General features: G+C 42.8%; 14 protein-coding genes, 14 tRNA genes and 1 rRNA gene. 4 read left to right on the top strand and 25 right to left on the bottom strand.

Annotated features, from left to right (window positions below; all coding sequences use genetic code 11):
• The first annotated feature begins 615 nt into the window (after positions 1 to 615).
• Positions 616 to 1731 carry an NAD(P)/FAD-dependent oxidoreductase gene (locus IEW67_RS15950; RefSeq protein WP_188634068.1) on the top strand — a complete coding sequence of 372 codons (1116 nt, stop codon included), beginning with the start codon at positions 616 to 618 and terminating at the stop codon, positions 1729 to 1731.
• Between the two features lie 47 nt (positions 1732 to 1778).
• The gene (locus IEW67_RS15945) at positions 1779 to 1946 is read left to right on the top strand and encodes a hypothetical protein (protein ID WP_188634067.1); all 168 of its coding nucleotides are present in this window, start codon (positions 1779 to 1781) and stop codon (positions 1944 to 1946) included.
• A gap of 151 nt (positions 1947 to 2097) precedes the next feature.
• Here the strand turns inward: IEW67_RS15945 and IEW67_RS15940 are convergent, their stop codons facing one another.
• From IEW67_RS15940 to IEW67_RS15915, 6 genes are all read right to left on the bottom strand, one after another.
• Complete coding sequence (locus IEW67_RS15940) at positions 2098 to 3078, bottom strand: cation diffusion facilitator family transporter (protein ID WP_188634066.1); 981 nt, start codon at positions 3076 to 3078, stop codon at positions 2098 to 2100.
• Positions 3079 to 3257: 179 nt separating this feature from the next.
• Positions 3258 to 3719, bottom strand: coding sequence for a GtrA family protein (locus tag IEW67_RS15935; protein ID WP_188634065.1), 462 nt, complete (start codon positions 3717 to 3719; stop codon positions 3258 to 3260).
• 41 nt (positions 3720 to 3760) lie between these two features.
• Positions 3761 to 4930, bottom strand: a complete 1170-nt coding sequence (locus IEW67_RS15930; RefSeq protein WP_188634064.1) for a glycosyltransferase family 4 protein — start codon at positions 4928 to 4930, stop codon at positions 3761 to 3763.
• A 46-nt stretch (positions 4931 to 4976) separates the two neighbouring features.
• Positions 4977 to 6125, bottom strand: a complete 1149-nt coding sequence (locus IEW67_RS15925; protein ID WP_188634063.1) for an NAD-dependent epimerase/dehydratase family protein — start codon at positions 6123 to 6125, stop codon at positions 4977 to 4979.
• 199 nt (positions 6126 to 6324) lie between these two features.
• On the bottom strand, positions 6325 to 7722 hold the full coding sequence (locus IEW67_RS15920; protein WP_188634062.1) for a hypothetical protein: 1398 nt from the start codon (positions 7720 to 7722) through the stop codon (positions 6325 to 6327).
• Positions 7723 to 7861: 139 nt separating this feature from the next.
• Entirely contained in the window at positions 7862 to 8506 is a 645-nt protein-coding gene (locus IEW67_RS15915) for a YczE/YyaS/YitT family protein (RefSeq protein WP_188634061.1), read from the bottom strand.
• Positions 8507 to 8854: 348 nt separating this feature from the next.
• Between IEW67_RS15915 and IEW67_RS15910 the strand changes: the two genes are divergently transcribed.
• A complete protein-coding gene (locus tag IEW67_RS15910; protein ID WP_188634060.1) occupies positions 8855 to 9697 on the top strand; it encodes an aldo/keto reductase in 843 nt (280 codons plus the stop codon).
• Between the two features lie 70 nt (positions 9698 to 9767).
• Here the strand turns inward: IEW67_RS15910 and IEW67_RS15905 are convergent, their stop codons facing one another.
• From IEW67_RS15905 to IEW67_RS15890, 4 genes are all read right to left on the bottom strand, one after another.
• The gene (locus IEW67_RS15905) at positions 9768 to 10421 is read right to left on the bottom strand and encodes an SDR family oxidoreductase (protein ID WP_188634059.1); all 654 of its coding nucleotides are present in this window, start codon (positions 10419 to 10421) and stop codon (positions 9768 to 9770) included.
• A gap of 23 nt (positions 10422 to 10444) precedes the next feature.
• The gene (locus IEW67_RS15900; protein WP_188634058.1) at positions 10445 to 11101 is read right to left on the bottom strand and encodes a carboxymuconolactone decarboxylase family protein; all 657 of its coding nucleotides are present in this window, start codon (positions 11099 to 11101) and stop codon (positions 10445 to 10447) included.
• A gap of 737 nt (positions 11102 to 11838) precedes the next feature.
• Complete coding sequence (locus IEW67_RS15895) at positions 11839 to 12309, bottom strand: acyl-CoA thioesterase (protein WP_188634057.1); 471 nt, start codon at positions 12307 to 12309, stop codon at positions 11839 to 11841.
• A 12-nt stretch (positions 12310 to 12321) separates the two neighbouring features.
• On the bottom strand, positions 12322 to 14070 hold the full coding sequence (locus tag IEW67_RS15890; RefSeq protein WP_188634056.1) for a class I adenylate-forming enzyme family protein: 1749 nt from the start codon (positions 14068 to 14070) through the stop codon (positions 12322 to 12324).
• Between the two features lie 363 nt (positions 14071 to 14433).
• Here IEW67_RS15890 and IEW67_RS15885 point away from each other — a divergent pair, with 363 nt between their 5' ends.
• Positions 14434 to 15420, top strand: a complete 987-nt coding sequence (locus tag IEW67_RS15885) for a diaminopimelate dehydrogenase (RefSeq protein WP_188634055.1) — start codon at positions 14434 to 14436, stop codon at positions 15418 to 15420.
• Positions 15421 to 16506: 1086 nt separating this feature from the next.
• Here the strand turns inward: IEW67_RS15885 and IEW67_RS15880 are convergent.
• The 15 genes from IEW67_RS15880 to rrf all read right to left on the bottom strand — a co-directional run bounded on the left by IEW67_RS15880 (position 16507) and on the right by rrf (position 17915).
• A tRNA-Leu gene (locus IEW67_RS15880) sits at positions 16507 to 16588 on the bottom strand.
• 12 nt (positions 16589 to 16600) lie between these two features.
• A tRNA-Cys gene (locus IEW67_RS15875) sits at positions 16601 to 16674 on the bottom strand.
• A gap of 16 nt (positions 16675 to 16690) precedes the next feature.
• Positions 16691 to 16762, bottom strand: a tRNA-Gly gene (locus tag IEW67_RS15870).
• 6 nt (positions 16763 to 16768) lie between these two features.
• Positions 16769 to 16843: transfer RNA gene (locus IEW67_RS15865), tRNA-Gln, on the bottom strand.
• Positions 16844 to 16863: 20 nt separating this feature from the next.
• Positions 16864 to 16939: transfer RNA gene (locus tag IEW67_RS15860), tRNA-His, on the bottom strand.
• 13 nt (positions 16940 to 16952) lie between these two features.
• Positions 16953 to 17026 (bottom strand) — tRNA-Trp (locus tag IEW67_RS15855).
• A 10-nt stretch (positions 17027 to 17036) separates the two neighbouring features.
• A tRNA-Tyr gene (locus IEW67_RS15850) sits at positions 17037 to 17121 on the bottom strand.
• A gap of 21 nt (positions 17122 to 17142) precedes the next feature.
• Positions 17143 to 17218: transfer RNA gene (locus IEW67_RS15845), tRNA-Phe, on the bottom strand.
• 27 nt (positions 17219 to 17245) lie between these two features.
• A tRNA-Asp gene (locus tag IEW67_RS15840) sits at positions 17246 to 17322 on the bottom strand.
• A gap of 7 nt (positions 17323 to 17329) precedes the next feature.
• Positions 17330 to 17406 (bottom strand) — tRNA-Met (locus IEW67_RS15835).
• Between the two features lie 3 nt (positions 17407 to 17409).
• Positions 17410 to 17485, bottom strand: a tRNA-Val gene (locus tag IEW67_RS15830).
• A 49-nt stretch (positions 17486 to 17534) separates the two neighbouring features.
• Positions 17535 to 17609, bottom strand: a tRNA-Glu gene (locus IEW67_RS15825).
• Between the two features lie 11 nt (positions 17610 to 17620).
• A tRNA-Ser gene (locus IEW67_RS15820) sits at positions 17621 to 17712 on the bottom strand.
• Between the two features lies 1 nt (position 17713).
• Positions 17714 to 17788, bottom strand: a tRNA-Asn gene (locus IEW67_RS15815).
• Positions 17789 to 17799: 11 nt separating this feature from the next.
• Positions 17800 to 17915: ribosomal RNA gene (gene rrf / locus IEW67_RS15810) — 5S ribosomal RNA — on the bottom strand.
• Between the last annotated feature and the right edge of the window lie 22 nt (positions 17916 to 17937).

Raw genomic sequence — 17937 nt, 5'->3', positions numbered from 1 at the left:
TGTTCCTTTTTACCGTGTTTAAACATATGTAGCACCGCCCTGTGAAGAATTGTATAGTTACCTTTATTATAACGTAGTCGTGGTATATTTTGGACGCTTTTTTACCCTTTTTGGGGGCTAACCATAACATTATATAGGAATGTGAAGAAAAATTTTGAAGATAGGGGGGTGAAAATTTCGAAAGCGAATGGAGGGCTGCCCCGAGGGGCAGCCCTCCATTCGCTGCTACCCCTCTGCCAGAAAGTGTTCATTTTTATTTAGCGGAAATGGTCTACTTTAGTTTAGCAGTTCCACCAGCCGAACCATCCCATTTTCAAAACTTTTCTTTTAGCCAAAAAGACACCCCTAACTTTAAATCGGTACTTGAAAGTATAACACACGGGCTGTATATTGTTGTGCACGTAAGCGAAAACACGATTCAGTTTCTTTCATTATACCATTGAATGATGGATTGTCTGATACCGGCGTCTTACGTATCTTGCACACCGAATCCTCCAACATAAACGACTTTTGCATAAAATTCATCTCCGTTTTTTAATATATCAATCATGTCTCACTTTCAATTATACAATTTTTTTCTTATAGTTGATGAAGAATGTCAGAAAGGATTTTTAGATGAAAAAAATCATTGTAATTGGCGCAGGTATATTGGGCGCCACTACCGCATACAAACTGGCCAAATCCGGTGCAGAGGTTATGATTATTGACCGGCATGACACAGGACAGGCCACCGACGCCGCTGCTGGTATCATATGTCCTTGGCTTTCGCAACGCAGAAATAAAGCATGGTATAAACTCGCCAAAGGCGGTGCACGTATTTACCACAGTTTAATCCAGGAACTTATAACTGATGGTGAATCTAACACAGGATACGCCCGAACCGGTGCCATCAGTATTCATACCGATGAGAAAAAACTCAAAGATATGAAAGAACGTGCCCTGAAACGCCGTGAAGAAGCACCGGAAATCGGCGAGGTAACCTTACTTGATGCACAACAAACAAAAGAAGCATTCCCGCATCTTGCTGAACGTTTTGCTTCCGTCCATGTCAGCGGTGCCGCTCGGGTTAACGGTCGTGCACTGCGGAATGCGTTAGTCCGGGGTGCCGAAAAACATGGAGCAACCATACTGAGCGGCAATGCCCAGCTGATTTATAATGGGTCTCGAATAACAGGTGCTTCCGTGAATAATCAGACGATCGAAGCTGACCAGATTATAGCTGCATGCGGCGCATGGATTGATGAATTACTTGCACCTTTAAATATTAATTTTAAAAGCACATCACAAAAAGCGCAAATATTGCATTTGCAAACGCCCGGGATGAACACATCAAATTGGCCTGTTGTCATGCCGCCCAACGATCAATTTATGTTGACACTCGATGACCGGGTTATTGTTGGAGCAACACATGAAGATGATACCGGCTTTGATGGACGTATTACTGCTGGCGGACTCAATGAAATCATAACCAAAGCACTGGAAGTAGCCCCAGGTCTTACTGACAGCACAATCCTGGAAGCGCGTGTTGGTTTTCGTCCGCATACACCCGGATACTTACCTGTCATTGGCTCACTTCCAGGCTTTGACGGGCTGCTTGTTGCAAATGGGCTTGGTTCATCAGGGCTCACAACCGGGCCGTATATCGGAATTCAACTGGCAAATCTGGCACTAGGAAAAGGGCTGGAAATTGATTTGTCCGACTATGATACATCCGGTGCTGTCGACAGCTAATCTGGATTTTGCTAATCTCACAACAGGGATAATAAGGAGGCATTTCAATGGGGAAAAAAGCTGTTCTGCTCGTTGTTGTTATTACATTGGCTGTTTTAATCTTTGGCTGGTACTTTCTGCAAAATGTTATGATAAATTACGATGTGGATCGGGATACATCTCAGCCTGAACTTAATCAGAAGGATATCGAATGGGCCATATCAAGGGGACATTAGAAAAACTCGGCATTCGTCTTGTGAGTGCCGAAGTTTTTCTTATAAGGTCATCCATAGTCTATACTTCCTGACCTTTAATAAAAGAGAATCGGCTTTGCCCATCCTCCTTTATTTTGCTTGATGAATTGTTTCCTTTCACCATATGAGTACGTCAGTCATTTGAAAGGGAGTTAGTGTTTCCTTTAGCCTGCCAACTCTGTTTCTCATTATCTTCAATGATGCCTAATACAACATCTGCCACTTCCGATAAAGTCAGCAATTCTTCAGTCAAACGGAATTTGACATCATCAGCTTCAGACAGTGATAACCCTTTTGTCAGTTCCACAGTGCCTTCCACATGGTACGTCCGGCCCTCCTGAATAACCCTCAGTTTATAAATATCAACGACCTGATTGTCTTTAAGCAGTTTCTCAGACAACTTTTTTTCCACTTCCGCCGGGGCCGAAACTCCAATGAGGCCAATCATATTATCATACCCCACCCGAAAGGCAACGAGCAGCATCAATACACTGATCAGTATTGTAAAAATCCCATCAGCTCTCAAAATACCAAAGGCCTGTGCCAATATGACTCCAAACATAGCAAATACAGCACTTGAAGTAGCGACTAAATCCTCATAAAAGACAAGACGCGTAGCAGGTGTTGCTTTTTGTGCCCTTTTAAAAGCTGTCGTTATTAACAGCCCGTCTTGATCTGATTTCGTTTCCTTTTTTATTTCCTTCATGGCCTTAACCAAAATTAAACCATCAACCAAAAACGATACAGCCAGCACACCAACGTTCAGCCAGATATTACCTGACTCTGAAGGATTCCGGAACACATGCCAGCCTTCCTTAAATGTTTCATATGCCAAAATTGTTATAACAACCACGGCCACCATACAAAATATATTGATAACTCTTCCAAATCCTGTCGGAAATCGTTCGGATGGCGGTGTTTCAGCAAGTACACTTCCAATGAAAACAAACCCCTGATTAACTGCATCTGCCAACGAATGCATAGATGTTGCGAACATAGAGCTGTTACCGCTAAAAAATGCTGCAACACCTTTTATTCCGGCAATAAAGATATTACCAATGGCAGCCAAGCCTGAAGACGTATTTCCCTTCTTTACACGCTCCATAAATCCCATAACAAGGTCCTCCTGACATAAAAACGTCATTAATTAGGATTCTTATTCCAATGCATTCTATACATTAGAAAAACGTCGGTATCCACTTCGTCTTATAGCGGATACCGACGTTTTTCTTATAAGATCATCCATTATTTATAATTTCTGACCTTATAAAAAACTGAGCCCTGTAAGCTGGCTCAGTTTTCTTCCTTGATAAATCGATTACCGAAATCCTTAAACACAAAGTATTTTACCATGAAAAAGCTGGCAAGGAATGACAAAAACATTGCCAATCCCTTTGCAATATTGTAGCGTAGCCAGTTTGGAACGGCTGTATAATCCAATAATTCATTCGTACCCAGGAAAACAAGATTGCTTACGCCAAGACTGACAAGCCCTTGTATGATAAACAGGATGCGCTGGCGATTATTTCCCTTCGCTGATCGTTTGAATGTAATGCTTGCATTCCAAAAATAGCTATTGGCAACAGCCAACGAATATGCGATCGTGTTATACAATAGAAGAAGCATTCTGTCGTCTGTATGGAAAAAAATTAATAACAGGTTTAGCGTCCCGATATCAATCCCTGCATTGGCAAAACCGATAACGCCAAACTGCAGAAATTGCAGGGGACCACGTTTTTGTTTTTGCTGTGCCATGGAACTCCTCTTGTATTCCCAGTCTTGTTCGCAATCAAAAATTACTTATTTCCGGTTCTTACATCAGATGGATTGATGTTATTATGCTTTAAATCCTTTCCTGCTATACTGACAATTTGCTTATAATAGTCGAGAACCTGTTTCGACTGGCTATCCCAGCTCATTTCTGCGATGTCATTGCGCGCATCTTTTGCCAACCGCTTTCGCAATGTTTCATCCGCAAAGCGCAAAACTGTTTTGGTGAAGTCATCTTTTGTATCCTTATCATAAAGCAGACCCGTTCGATTATCTTCTATCTGCTCACAGGTCGGACCGCTTTTGGCAGCAACCAGCGGCAGCCCTGACGCCATTGCCTCAGTAATTACAAGCCCGAGTGTTTCAGATGTTGAAGGGAACACAAACACGTCTGAAGAAGCATATGCTTTGGCAAGCTCTTCACCATGCATAAACCCGGTGAATTTCGTGTTAGTTCCGGAAAAATGTCTTTCGAGCGGCTGGCGATGCGGACCGTCCCCTACAATTGCCAGCGCAAATTCATTGGATGCGTCCAATACGGATTTGATTTTTTCTATCTCCTTTTCCGGCGCGAGTCTTCCGACAAATAACAGAAGCTTTTTGTCCGTCTGGCCATCCGTAAGTTTTTCACGTATGTCTTTGTCATATTTATTAGGGTGGAACAATTCCGTATCTACTCCGCGGTTCCAAACATGAACATTATGAAAGTTCTGTTCCTCCAGCTCGTCTTTTACTGCTTCGGATGTACACAGGTTCAGCTCTGCCTGATTATGAAGTTTTCGGAAGTACCACCACAGGAATCCCTTGAACATCGGCAGGTTATAATAATCCGCATATTTTGGAACTTGTGTATGAAACGAAGCAATCATCGGAATCTTAAGTTTTTTGGCGTATCGAACGCCCGACATTCCTACCAGTGCAGGGTTCACCACATGAACAACGTCAGGGTCATATTCTTCGAGCATATATCTTACTTTTCGGGTTGGCAAGGAGAATTTTTTGGAACGGTAAAGCGGGAGCGTCCTTGCAGGAACTCCCTCTATCTTCACACCCTCAAATTCATACACACCAAGGTCCGGTGCAATTACACGCACATCATGACCCTCTCGTTTAAAATATCGGATGCATTCCTTTAACCTTGTCACCACTCCATCTGTGGAAGGTACGAACGTTTCTGTAATGATGGCAATTTTCAATCTTGACACTTCCTCAACTATTTGTCTGAATCACTATTCAGGATGATTATTTCCAAGAGACTTGCGGCATCACATTTTCCTTGATGACGCGATTTTTATGATTGATGACGGTGTTAAAAATTTCACGGATCACATCATCATCAAGCAAGTGCGGCTCAAGCCCAAGGTCTCTAAGCTTGGTGTTCTCTGCCTGAAAGAAGTGTTCTTCCTGCTCTACCCTTGGATTGTCAAGGTTGGCAATAGTGGTTTCGTAACCTTCTTCCTCTGCTACCTTTTTCACTTTGTCAGCCAATTCCCCAACAGAAAATTCCTCAGTGAACTGGTTGAATACACGGAATTCTCCTTTATCAGCAGGGTTTTCCGCAGCAATTTCTATGCAGCGCACAGTATCCCGGATGTTCAGGAACCCGCGTGTCTGTCCGCCTTTTCCATATACAGTCAAATCGTGGCCGATGGTGGACTGAATAATAAATCGGTTCAGTGCTGTCCCAAAAACACCGTCATAGTCCAGACGATTTGTCAGCACCGGATCCATTTCCGTTTCGTCCGTATCCAACCCGTAAACAACCCCTTGGTTTAAGTCGGTTGCCCTGATTCCCCAGATTTTGCATGCAAAGGTAATATTATGGCTGTCATGCACTTTGGAGAGATGGTAAAAAGAACCCGGCTGTTTTGGATATGGAAGCACGTCTTTTCTTCCCTTATGCTCAATCTCAATATACCCTTCTTCGATCGGGATATTCGGCGTACCATATTCCCCCATTGTCCCCAGTTTAATCAAATGGCAGTCCGGCACGAATTCTTTAATACCGTAAAGAAGATTCAATGTGCCGGCAACATTATTTGTCTGGGTATATACAGCGTGTTCACGGTCAATCATCGAATATGGTGCCGAGCGCTGTTCAGCGAAATGCACAAATGCATCCGGCATCTCTTGTTTTAAAACTTCACGCAGAAAATCATAGTGTGTCATATCCCCATCATACGTACGGATTTCTTTTCCGGTCAGCTCTTTCCATTTTACGACACGCTCTTCAAGAGAAGCAATCGGTGTAATGGAGTTTGAGTGTAATTCTTTATCCATTTTTCTTCTTACCATATTATCGATGATGGCTACATCATGTCCTTGTTTTGATAAATAAAGAGCAGTCGGCCATCCGCAGAAGCCATCTCCTCCAGCAACTATAATTTTCACGTCATTTACCTCCAGTTTTTCAGGTCTGTTTCATATGCTGCTTAGAAAGCCGATTAAAGCAGACCATATAAAAAGCCACATTATTTCACACATATCTTCTCATAAAAAATTATCATGTTACAAGCATTTTTACAAATAATGTGATAAAACAGGGTATCAAAAACGCGTATCCATTTTATCTCTATATTCTTAACTGCTTTTATGCACGCTTCTGCAGGTTAGAAAGCAATTGTCTATAGGCCTTTGATTCCTGCTCCATCCCAAGTTCTTGATAAATTTTAGCCAGCCATTTAAGTGGCGTCGGATCGTCAGGTTTTAATTCCATTTCCCAGCTAAAACACTCGATTGCTTGTTCAGTCCGGCTGAATTCATAATATAGCTCACCAAGCATCTGCATCTGATCCAAATCATCATTGAATGTTATCAGCCTGTTGACCTTCTGATAAATCAAATGAACTTCACGTCTGTCGGCAAAAGGTTGCAGCAGTTCTCTTATATATAGTGGCTCTTGTTCTTTTAATAAGGCGGATGTATATTCATGAATCAACTCTTCAGCTTTGTTCGGATGACAATCGATGGTTATTTTAAATAATGACTGAAGTTGCTCTGATGATAATGATTGTGAACCCGGATCAAGTTGCTCAAGCATTTCTCTTATAGAAGCGGTTTGCGCGGTATTCAACTCAAGTTCAGGATCGTCAAACATGTTCAATACATGTTCAAGTTTATTCAACTTAATATATTGTTTTAACAAATCCTGTTTCAGCGGAGTATACTGAGTTAACGTGCAGTGCAAATCTTCCAATATGTGCATGATCTGCGGATTCTCCAGATACCGAGTCAGAAGATTTGTGAGTGGGTCATAGTATTTTTCTGAAGGATCCCTGATCAACTTGGCGCAGTATAAAGCAGTCAGATCCATCCATCTGGATTGTTCATGCAAAAGATTTATGAGCTGCTGAAAGTAAGTATCGTTAGTTATTTTGGAATAAAAAACTTTCTCAGCAAAGATTACATCTTGCTTCAGTATCTCTTCGGATTGGTTATGATACATAGCGGCATACCGTTTAAAATTCAGATCGGACCGTAACTGTCTGACAAAGTCATGTTTTGGTGCAAAGTCCATGAAGACTCTGACAATCTGATAGGCCATCACGTTTTGTCCTTTTCTCCGATAAATATAAAAGACGGATTTTATTTCATTGAACAGTCGCTTTTTCGAGATGAAAGATTCAAAGAAAGTTAAAATATATGCTTTTTCCTGCGGGGTGTAATGCTTGTCCAGTTTTTTCAGCAGTGGGGCGAAGCGGATAATGCGGTAGTGGTTATTTGTGGAAAACAGTTCTTCGACAAACGGGTGAGGTGCATTGAAAACAATCCCCTGTTTAAAGGCGGATTCGATGAATGAATGCCGCCGCAACTTTTTCGCCTTGGCAGCAGTGAGGAAATCCTGACGATAGAAAAAGAGATAATACATGTCATGATTGTCACTGACCGCTTCAATTATTTTCGCTTGATGGTATAAAGCGATTCTCTGCGGATAAATATGCAGTGGCTTTCCGTTTGCTCTGTAAATATCAAACTGATTTTGTTTCATTATGATCCCCCCTGTTTCTACTACTATAACATACTTAAATCGTGTTCAACATGCTTATGAAACTATGAGACAGAATATGTGTAACGTCGGACAAGATCTTAATCAGGCGTGAATCAGGTTTTTTACTTTCTGTTCTATCTTATCCAAGATAACTCGAATTCGAATATTGACCTCTCGTTAAGGATACGCGTTTAACAACGCGTTGCATCTGCACATAAGTTCGTTCGAAAATCGGACTCTGAATGAATGTAAAAACAAAAGTGAAAATGAAAACCGGACCGCTCAAAGCCAGCCCCAGCAACAGCACAGCACTTTCTGTGATAATACGCACCCTGCCGATTGACGCTCCTGTTTTATCAGAGATTGACAACATGAATCCATCACGCGGACCTGATCCTACACCCGCCGAATTGTAAATGCCACCCCCCAACCCCATTACAACAATACCTGCTACGATAACGACAATATCTATCCAGTTACCGGACGCCTTAGGAAGAAAATCAAGCCACATATAAAAATCAACAAAAATTCCGACCAGCAGGGCATTCAAAAATGTGCCAATTTTAATATAAGATTTATCGAGAATCCACGAAATGATAATCAACACAAATGAAATAATGATAGCCCAAACACCGATGGATAACCCAATTAAATCAAACAATGCGACATTTAACACGTCCCACGGATGAATCCCCAAATGCTGCATATTAACCGTGATTGTAATCCCCATACTGAAAATCATGACTCCAATAAAATAAATCGACCAGCGAAATATATTGATCATGTAATCTGTCCTTCCTATGTACAGCTACGGAATATTCAGTATATCATATTCATCCGTCTATTACTGGTTTAGGATTTTAACGGATTTAGGAGAAGCGTTGTTATCATTTTCTTATTGTAAAGAAGAAAATTAACGTAACCATCGTAAGTATTTCAGGCGAAGTATTTTAAGCGGAAAACGATGCCCCGTAGCTCAAGTTGATATTTCGCGTTCTCGGGGCGATATTTTGTGACCCGCGCCCATATTCCGCTTCTAAAGGAACCCGCCTGCGCGCTTCGGTAACAAAATGAATGGCCATATGATAAAATTCAAATAGTGAAACGATTAAATATAGAAGGAGGAGCATGTATGATGAACCAGATACCCGAAATCAAACTGAATGATGGTCTGGGCATACCGGCCATTGGCTTTGGCACATATAAACTTTGGGGAAATGAAGGTGCAGGAGCTATTGCAAGTGCCATCGATCATGGTTATCGCCTGATCGACTCAGCTTATAATTATGAAAATGAGGGAACAGTCGGTGAAGCGTTGAAGCGCACATCAGTACCACGCGATAAATTGCGCATTGCATCGAAACTCCCCGGCCGCTACCACACCTATGAAAATGCTGTGAAGGCTATTCAGGAATCTCTTTACCGGGTAAACTTGGATTATTATGATCTGTATTTGATTCACTGGCCAAATCCTATACAGAATCATTATGTTGAAGCGTGGCAGGCTTTAATAGATGCAAAAAAATGGGGACTGATCCGGTCTATCGGCGTTTGCAATTTCCTGCCGGAGCATTTGGAGCGGCTCGAAAAGGAAACAGGCGTATTACCGAGCATCAACCAAATCGAATTGCATCCTTTCTTTAACCAGGAGGAACAACGCAAATGGCACGAGGAACATGGTGTGGTAACTGAATCTTGGAGCCCTTTAGCACGGGCAAATGAGGTGTTCGACAATGCGACGATTCATGAAATCGCCCATGAATACAATAGGACCCCTTCACAAATCATTTTGCGCTGGCATTATCAACATGGCGCAGTAGCCATTCCAAAATCCGCGTCACCGAAGCGGCAGCTGGAAAATATGTTTATTTTCGATTTTAAACTGGACGACAGCACTATGAAGGCATTGGACAAGCTTACACGTCTGGATGGTCGTATGAACGATCAAGACCCGGCGGTTTATGAAGAATTTTAATTCAATATGAACTAAAAAGGCTGTCCCTTTCCCCGGATAGGGCAGAGGGACAGCCTTTGTTCGTTCTTTTTTAAACCGAATCCACCGCATCCTTTACAGATTTTGTTCCGCCAACCACCTGAAATTCCTTTCCGATGGTTTTATCGTTCTCGAGGCTGGCAAGGATGACACGTGCGATATCTTCTCTTGGAACTTCGCCTCTTTCAACCTTGGAGCCTACGTTAACTTGCCCGGTTCCTTCATCATTCGTCAACACCCCGGGATGAATAATCGTATAGTCCAAATCTGTACCTTTCAGCCATTCATCTGCATAATGTTTCACAGCTACATATGGCGCAAATGATGAGTTAGCATCCAAAATGGACTCGCGTGTTGTATCAAATGAACTGATTAAAACAAATCGTCTAATGTTGGCAGATTTCGCCGCCTCCATTGTTTTGACGGCTCCATCCAAGTCAACCATTATCGTTTTATCCTTACCTGTATGTCCCCCGGATCCTGCCGTGAACACAATCGCATCAACATCTGCAACGGCTTTCACAAATGTATCGACACCTTCCTCTAAATCTGCGACGACCGTTTGTACACCAAGATTTTTAAAAAAAGTGGCTTGTTCCCTGTTACGAATCATGGCCTTAGCTTCCAAATGACTACTTTTCTGAATAAGTGTAACAAGGCGCTTTCCAATTTGGCCATTCGCTCCCACTACAAGAACCTTTTTCAATGTTTTCCACCCTTTCTGTGATCTTAAGATTCACCATAACTGGCGATCATATTGGCCATATGTGCATACGAACCGCCGGCCAGTAATGCTGAAGTAACCAATACCGCTTCGGATAACTCTTCGTCCCTCACTCCCTGTTTATCTGCATTTTTCGTATGGACATCAATACAGTACGGGCAAAGTGTTGCGTGGCCGATAGCTACTGCGATTATTTCCTTGAACTTCTTGCTTAACTTTCCATCTTTCATTGCTGCCTCATTGAATCCGGAATAGCCCTGGAATGCATCTTTAGCATTCTTACTCAGCTGATTGAGGCTTTTAAGGTTTGAACGTTCATACAGCGTGTCATCTGCGTCATTTGCCAGCGCATTATGCATATTGGTACTGTGCGTGACAGCTCCGCCTGCTTCCACAGCAGATGTTACCATGACAGCTTCAACCAATTCTTCGAGGGAAGCACCTTCCTTTTTGGCTTTTTTTGTATGGGTATCAATACAATACGGGCATTGAGTGACATGTGCCACAGTGACGGCAATAATTTGCTTATCTTTCTTGGTTAAAACACCGTCTTTGAAAACAGCATTATTAAACTCCCCAAAAGCTTTTGTCTGGTCCGGTGCAAGTTCCTTCAGTTGTTTCAAATGATCCGCTTGACGCTTTTCATAAAAATTATCAGTCAATGTGATTCCTCCTTTTAACAAAAATTTAATCCTATTATTTATTTTCACGTACCAAACAGGAATAAACAAGTATCCCGTTTTAAACCCTCACCTTCACCCAATTGAGAATTGTGACACGCTTACGATAACCATGTGGTGGAGCCGCAAACTACTGACATATCACTTATCTTTAATTTTCAGGCATAAACGTCACCTTGTACATGTTTTATAAAATTTAGTTCACTCTATAGGTGAAGGAGGATTTTAAATTGAGTACTGATAAAGGTAAAAAAAAGAAAAACAAAAACAAAGAGGAACTAAACGCCATGAAGGGTGGTAAAGAAAGACATCGCCGAAATCGCTCTTAAACACTGAATCAGAAAAACCAAAAAATCCGCCAATAGCATCACACTTATCACGGAAGGCAAAAGCCTTAGTTGCACTTATACAGTAAGAAAGGATCTAAACTTTCTTAACTGCAGATGAAGAACCCGCTGTAAAATATCTTATAGTGCGTGTTCAAAAAGGAGGATAAAAAGGACCAAGAAGTTCGAGGGCGGCGCAGTTTCGAGCAGCGGAATGTATGCCTTTAGATACATGAGCACAAGTAATGCTACCCTGAAGCCGCTTCGCACGCAGGAAAAGTGTTTTTCTTTTCCAAGGAGCGGAGAAACAAGCCAACGAAGAAATTCTAAGTGTCATTTTTACCGGACTTTTTGAACAACCTCTTATAAGGTATTTTACAGCAGGGAGTTATCTTATATTGTATTTTGGATTACAGCATAGATTTCAGGAGCAGCCTTATCTATACGAGCCGGTTTCCATTCCTGATTAACCCACATATGCATCGTGGTTCCTTCAGCGAGCAACTGCCCAAAAGGCTCTACTGCTTTGGTTTTACTCTCTGTCGTATACATAAAATCTTTTTCGGTAATTTTCCGAGCTTCGTAGGCAAATTTAAGCCGTACCGGTGAATAACTGGCAACTCGCGCAAAAACAGCGACACAGTCATCATAAAACGCTGATTTTTTATAGGTAACATTTACATCAAGTACCGGCAACAAAAATCCTGATTGCTCCACTTCCCTGTATGTAAGATCGTAATACCGCATGCATTCTGTCCGAGCGTTTTCAAACCATGTGATATAGTTGCCATGATGCACAACCCCCATTCGGTCTGTATCCTTATAAGGCACACGAAAGTCCGTCCGATGCCATTTATGTGTCATGTTAGTCCTCCTCTATCCCAATGTTCCATCAATTTTACCAAGTCTTGCTTCTGCCCTTTCCTGCAAACGAAATTTCTGGATTTTGCCTGTACTCGTCATTGGCCACTCTGAAGCTTCAATAAACCAGATATGACGAGGGATTTTAAACCGGGCGATTCGGGGTGAACACCAGTCAATAATCTCGCGCCGAGTGCATGTCTCCTTTTCCTTCAATTCAATGAAAGCAGCGCCAGTCTCAGTTGTCAGCTTGTCAGGCACACCGATAATATTAACTTGATTGACTGCCGGATGTTGGGATATGACGACTTCTGCTTCACGCGGCGAAACCAGTTCTCCGGATACTTTATACATTTCTTTACGTCTCCCAAAAAGCTGAATATAGCCATTATCATCAATTTTCCCCACATCACCTGTTCGCAGCCAACCATCTTTATCAATGACCTCTGCTGTTTCTTCCGGTTTATTGTAATAGCCATGGGTAACCGTGACGCCTCTTACAGCCAACTCGCCCACGGAGCCACCCGGCAACGTGTTGCCTGTATCAACATCAATTGTCTTATATTCAACAGCACTTCCATGAAATTCCCGAAGCCCACTGACGCCGCCTAGTTTAGGACGACCCGCTCTTGTTGAAATACGTTCCAGGGGATCACCGATCTCCGTTGTCACACCTGATGATGCGACTTCTGTTTGGCCGTATCCGGTAATCGTCTCGGTCAGACCCAGCACATCTATCGCCCTTTCCCATACCGTTACAGGAGCCGGTGCCGCGCCACACCACATGGCAAATAGATGAGATAAATCAAACTCGGAAACACGCGGGTGATTCAATAGAGATGTTAAGGAAGAAGGTACACAAAGATAATCGTTCACTTTATATTTCTCCATTAATTGCAGTGACAGTAAAGGGGACGCCCCAAATGCCGAGATAAGTGCACCGCCGACAAACGACATGGCAAAAATCGCTTCGATAATAGCAAAGCAATGATAGAATGGGAGTGGTGCAAATGTGATGCGTCCGTCCTCAATCGCTCTGCTTATACATGTGCCGTACCCACAGCGGAGAAGCATATCATCAGTAAGCATTACACCTTTCGGACTGCCAGTGGATCCGGATGTGTACATAATAATGGCAACTTCATCCGGATAACACGATTCACGCCATCTTTTGTTCATGGATTTTTTGGAAACAGCCTTCGATTCTTTTAGAAATGCCCCCCATGTCATAAAACGGGAATCACTTAGTCCCTCTTCTCCATTTGAGAGAACAATAACCTGCTCTAATTGACTGTGAACCTGAAAATCGTTGTTATTCAATAATTCGGAAATTGCTTTTCCATGCTCTTTGTTTTTTATTTTGGGTTGTAAAATCAAATATTTTGCATCCAACTGGGATATGATATATTCGAGTTCATCTTTGGCAAGCATTGCATTAATCGGAATAAAAACTGCTCCGATTATAGATGAAGCTATCATTAATGACGGGTAAGCCGCATCGTTATCCATTAAAACAGCAATGTGATCTCTGCGTTTAACTCCAAGCCTTATAAAAGCTTTTGCATACTGAACCGCTTTGTTCCAGACTTCGCCATATGTATATTCTTCATCATTGATGTAAAGAAATGGTCTGTCAGTAAATTGATCACATGCTTTTGCAAAGTGACCAGCAACCGTATTACGTGGCCAGACTGGAAAACGTGCTTCCAATGCTTCCCGTCTTTCCAAGACACTTTGACTTAGAGTAGTTTGGTTTGCAGACATGTCTCTCCTCCTTCGATAATTTTAAAAGCTCTCTTTATAAAATAAAGATTGCTACTATTCAAAAGGTATCCACCTTATATATTTTAACAAAAACAAGCCAGAAGTTCTCTTCGAAGTCTAATATTCTTGAGAATGAATTGTGTGATGAACGTATTAAAAACTTCTATCTTTCTTCAGTGCACCTTTGGCAAAATTTTGATAAAGCGGGAGTGACTAAATGATCAAGGTTCACCATAGTGTGGAATATTATATTTTCACAAACACAATAATAATTGAATTGTTTTCAATAGACATCCGATTCATTTATAATAAGGGACATCTTGAATGATTTAAGACGTTAAACCAAATAAAGGAGAAATGTATATGAGCAATAAAATTCAACTTGGAATCGTCGGTTATGGAAACCTTGGAAAAGGTGCAGTAAAAGCGATTAAAGCAACTGAGGATCTGGAATTAGTTGCTGTTTTCACCAGAAGAGATCCCAAAGCACTGAATCTTGGTGAACCCGGTGTAAAAACTGTACATATTGATAATGCGAGTGATTATCAGGATACAATAGACGTCATGCTGCTCTGTGGTGGATCGGCAACAGACTTACCTGAGCAGACCCCACACTTTGCAAGTATGTTCAATACCGTTGACAGTTATGATACCCATGCAAAAATTCCGGAGTTTTATCAATCGGTCAATGACGTTGCGGCTAAGCATCACACAACCGCTATAATCTCAACTGGCTGGGATCCAGGCTTATTCTCCCTCAATCGTGTAATGGCTGAAGCGATTTTACCGAATGGCGGGAATTATTCTTTTTGGGGTAAAGGACTCAGTCAGGGACACTCTGATGCTGTAAGGAGAGTTGAAGGTGTAAAGAATGGCGTACAATACACCATTCCATCCGAAGATGCGATTGAAAAAGTGCGCAGTGGCATCAATCCGGAGTTAACGACCTCCGAGAAACACCGCCGTGTTTGCTATATTGTTCCTGAAGAAGGTGCGAACAAGGCGGCAATCGAAAATGAAATTAAAACAATGCCGAACTATTTTGCTGACTATGATACAGAAGTGAATTTTATTTCAGAAGAAGAATTAGCACGCGACCATTCCAAAGCACCACATGGCGGATTCGTCATTCAGAGTGGAAACACTGGCGAAGATAACAACCAGCTTTATGAGTTTTCACTTAAATTGGACAGCAATCCTGAATTCACTTCCAGCGTACTAGTCGCGTATGCAAGGGCTGCTTATCGAATGAATCAGGAAAAACAATTCGGTGCCAAGACAGTTTATGATGTCGCACCAGCTTATATTTCGCCGCGATCCGCAATGGAACTAAGAAGAGATTATTTGTAAGATCTAAAATAGCAAAAAAGGACTGGCTAAACGACTATAAACAAAGATGGTCGTTTGGGCCAGTTTTTTTCTCTGAGAGACCTGGTACAAGGAGCCCCCTCAACCCCCTGCGGAACGTGATACTGCGTGGGATGCGGTCTAAATAACAACAACATTCACGAGAACAACGTGTTTTCAAGGATCATTTGACCGATTGTTTTTGCACCAAATAAGCACTTCATTTCAGTTAGAAAAACCGGGCAAAGTGCGGCCCGGTCCTTTTTCTTTCTAATATTGTTAGAGAAAATCCGATAATTTATATCCCTGTCCATGTATGCCTTTACAATACTCCGGATACATCTCCCCACAATGTTCACGGCCAAAAAATTTGCCGGAAACATATTTTGAATTTCAGAACCACGTTCGAACGGTCATCTACCGTAACTGGCCAGGCCCACGTTTCAAAATACCAAATAACGGAAGAGAGGGTCTGTCTAAATTGAGTTATCCATACCTGACGAATCCTCGTTCCGCTAAATGGACATAAATCACCTTATTTAGTGGTGTCATGAATCCTCATTCTGTTACTCGGGTAAAAGCAGGGCAAAATTAGGCTAAAAAGAGGAAATAGCGGAATGAGGAACCGCCGAAGCTGGATTTTTCAGACAGAACAAGTTCTCCCTTCCGCCAATCAAACAAAACTAGAGCAAGAAGAAGATAACAAGAAGCAGGATCTTTATTGAACTGCTCATTCAAATGCCTCTTCGAATAGGACATCCTGTCAATCCCACCCCCTCATGGCAACCTTACCCCGGTAACAACACTTAAAAGTTATCATGCGGATCCGGTCCACCTAGACCGCCTAACATTGGAGTGCGCTGAAGCTCCATAGTATTGGATAGACAGTATTGGATATTGTGATATGCTCAAATTTTATAGTTTCTGACGTTATTAGAAAAACTCGGCATTCCCCTCGTTTTATAGCGAATGCCGAAGCTTTTCTTATAAGGTCATCCATCATTTATACTTTCTGACGTTATAAAAAAAAACAGGAATTTCATTATCCTGTCTCATCTATAACATTTATTATGATTTGTATTCTGCTGATACCTGAGGTGGGACTCGAACCCACACGCCCGTAGGCACAGCATTTTGAGTGCTGCGTGTCTGCCAATTCCACCACTCAGGCATAGTCGTATCATGGAGGCGGTAACCGGATTCGAACCGGTGATAAAGGTTTTGCAGACCTCTGCCTTACCACTTGGCTATACCGCCAAATAAAATACTAAAGAGCGGAAGACGGGATTCGAACCCGCGACCCCCACCTTGGCAAGGTGGTGTTCTACCACTGAACTACTTCCGCATGTAATGGCTGGGCTAGCTGGATTCGAACCAGCGAATCACGGGATCAAAACCCGATGCCTTACCGCTTGGCTATAGCCCAATAACATTTGAATAATGATATGGGGCGACCGGTGGGGATCGAACCCACGAATGCCGGAGCCACAATCCGGTGCGTTAACCACTTCGCCACGACCGCCATAATAAAATTATGGCAGGGGTAGTAGGAATCGAACCCACATCAAAGGTTTTGGAGACCTTCGTTTTGCCATTAAACTATACCCCTATAAAATAAATGGTGGAGGGGGAGAGATTCGAACTCCCGAACCCTGAGGGAGCGGATTTACAGTCCGCCGCGTTTAGCCACTTCGCTACCCCTCCGTATAAAGCTGAATCAAAAAATGGTGGCTCGGGACGGAATCGAACCGCCGACACACGGATTTTCAGTCCGTTGCTCTACCGACTGAGCTACCGAGCCGACATATGTATATTGATTTAGATAAAATGGCGGTCCGGACGGGACTCGAACCCGCGACCTCCTGCGTGACAGGCAGGCATTCTAACCAGCTGAACTACCGGACCATTATTTTGGTTGCGGGGGCAAGATTCGAACTTGCGACCTTCGGGTTATGAGCCCGACGAGCTACCAGACTGCTCCACCCCGCGATATGGTGGAGGATGCAGGGCTCGAACCTGCGACCCCCTGCTTGTAAGGCAGGTGCTCTCCCGGCTGAGCTAATCCTCCAAATGTTTAGATCGAAATCAAATTGTAATCCCTTGAATTTAGATAAGTTTGGTGACCCGTACGGGATTCGAACCCGTGTTACCGCCGTGAAAGGGCGGTGTCTTAACCACTTGACCAACGGGCCATTTTAATAAGTGGCGGAGAGCGAGGGATTCGAACCCTCGAGACCGCGATAACGGCCTACACGATTTCCAATCGTGCTCCTTCGACCACTCGGACAGCTCTCCATGGCTCCACAGGTAGGATTCGAACCTACGACCGATCGGTTAACAGCCGATTGCTCTACCGCTGAGCTACTGTGGAATAATGGAAATGCCTGGCGGCGCCCTACTCTTGCAGGGGTTAAACCCCAACTACCATCGGCGCTGGAGAGCTTAACTTCTGTGTTCGGCATGGGAACAGGTGTGTCCTCTCCGCTGTTGCTGCCAGACCTGTGCATGTGGTTTTCTGTC

The sequence above is a fragment of the Lentibacillus kapialis genome (assembly GCF_014646635.1).
Lineage (GTDB): Bacteria > Bacillota > Bacilli > Bacillales > Amphibacillaceae > Lentibacillus > Lentibacillus kapialis.
The sequence above is the reverse complement of the archived record's forward strand: the minus strand, read 5'-3'. Positions and strand labels throughout refer to the sequence as shown.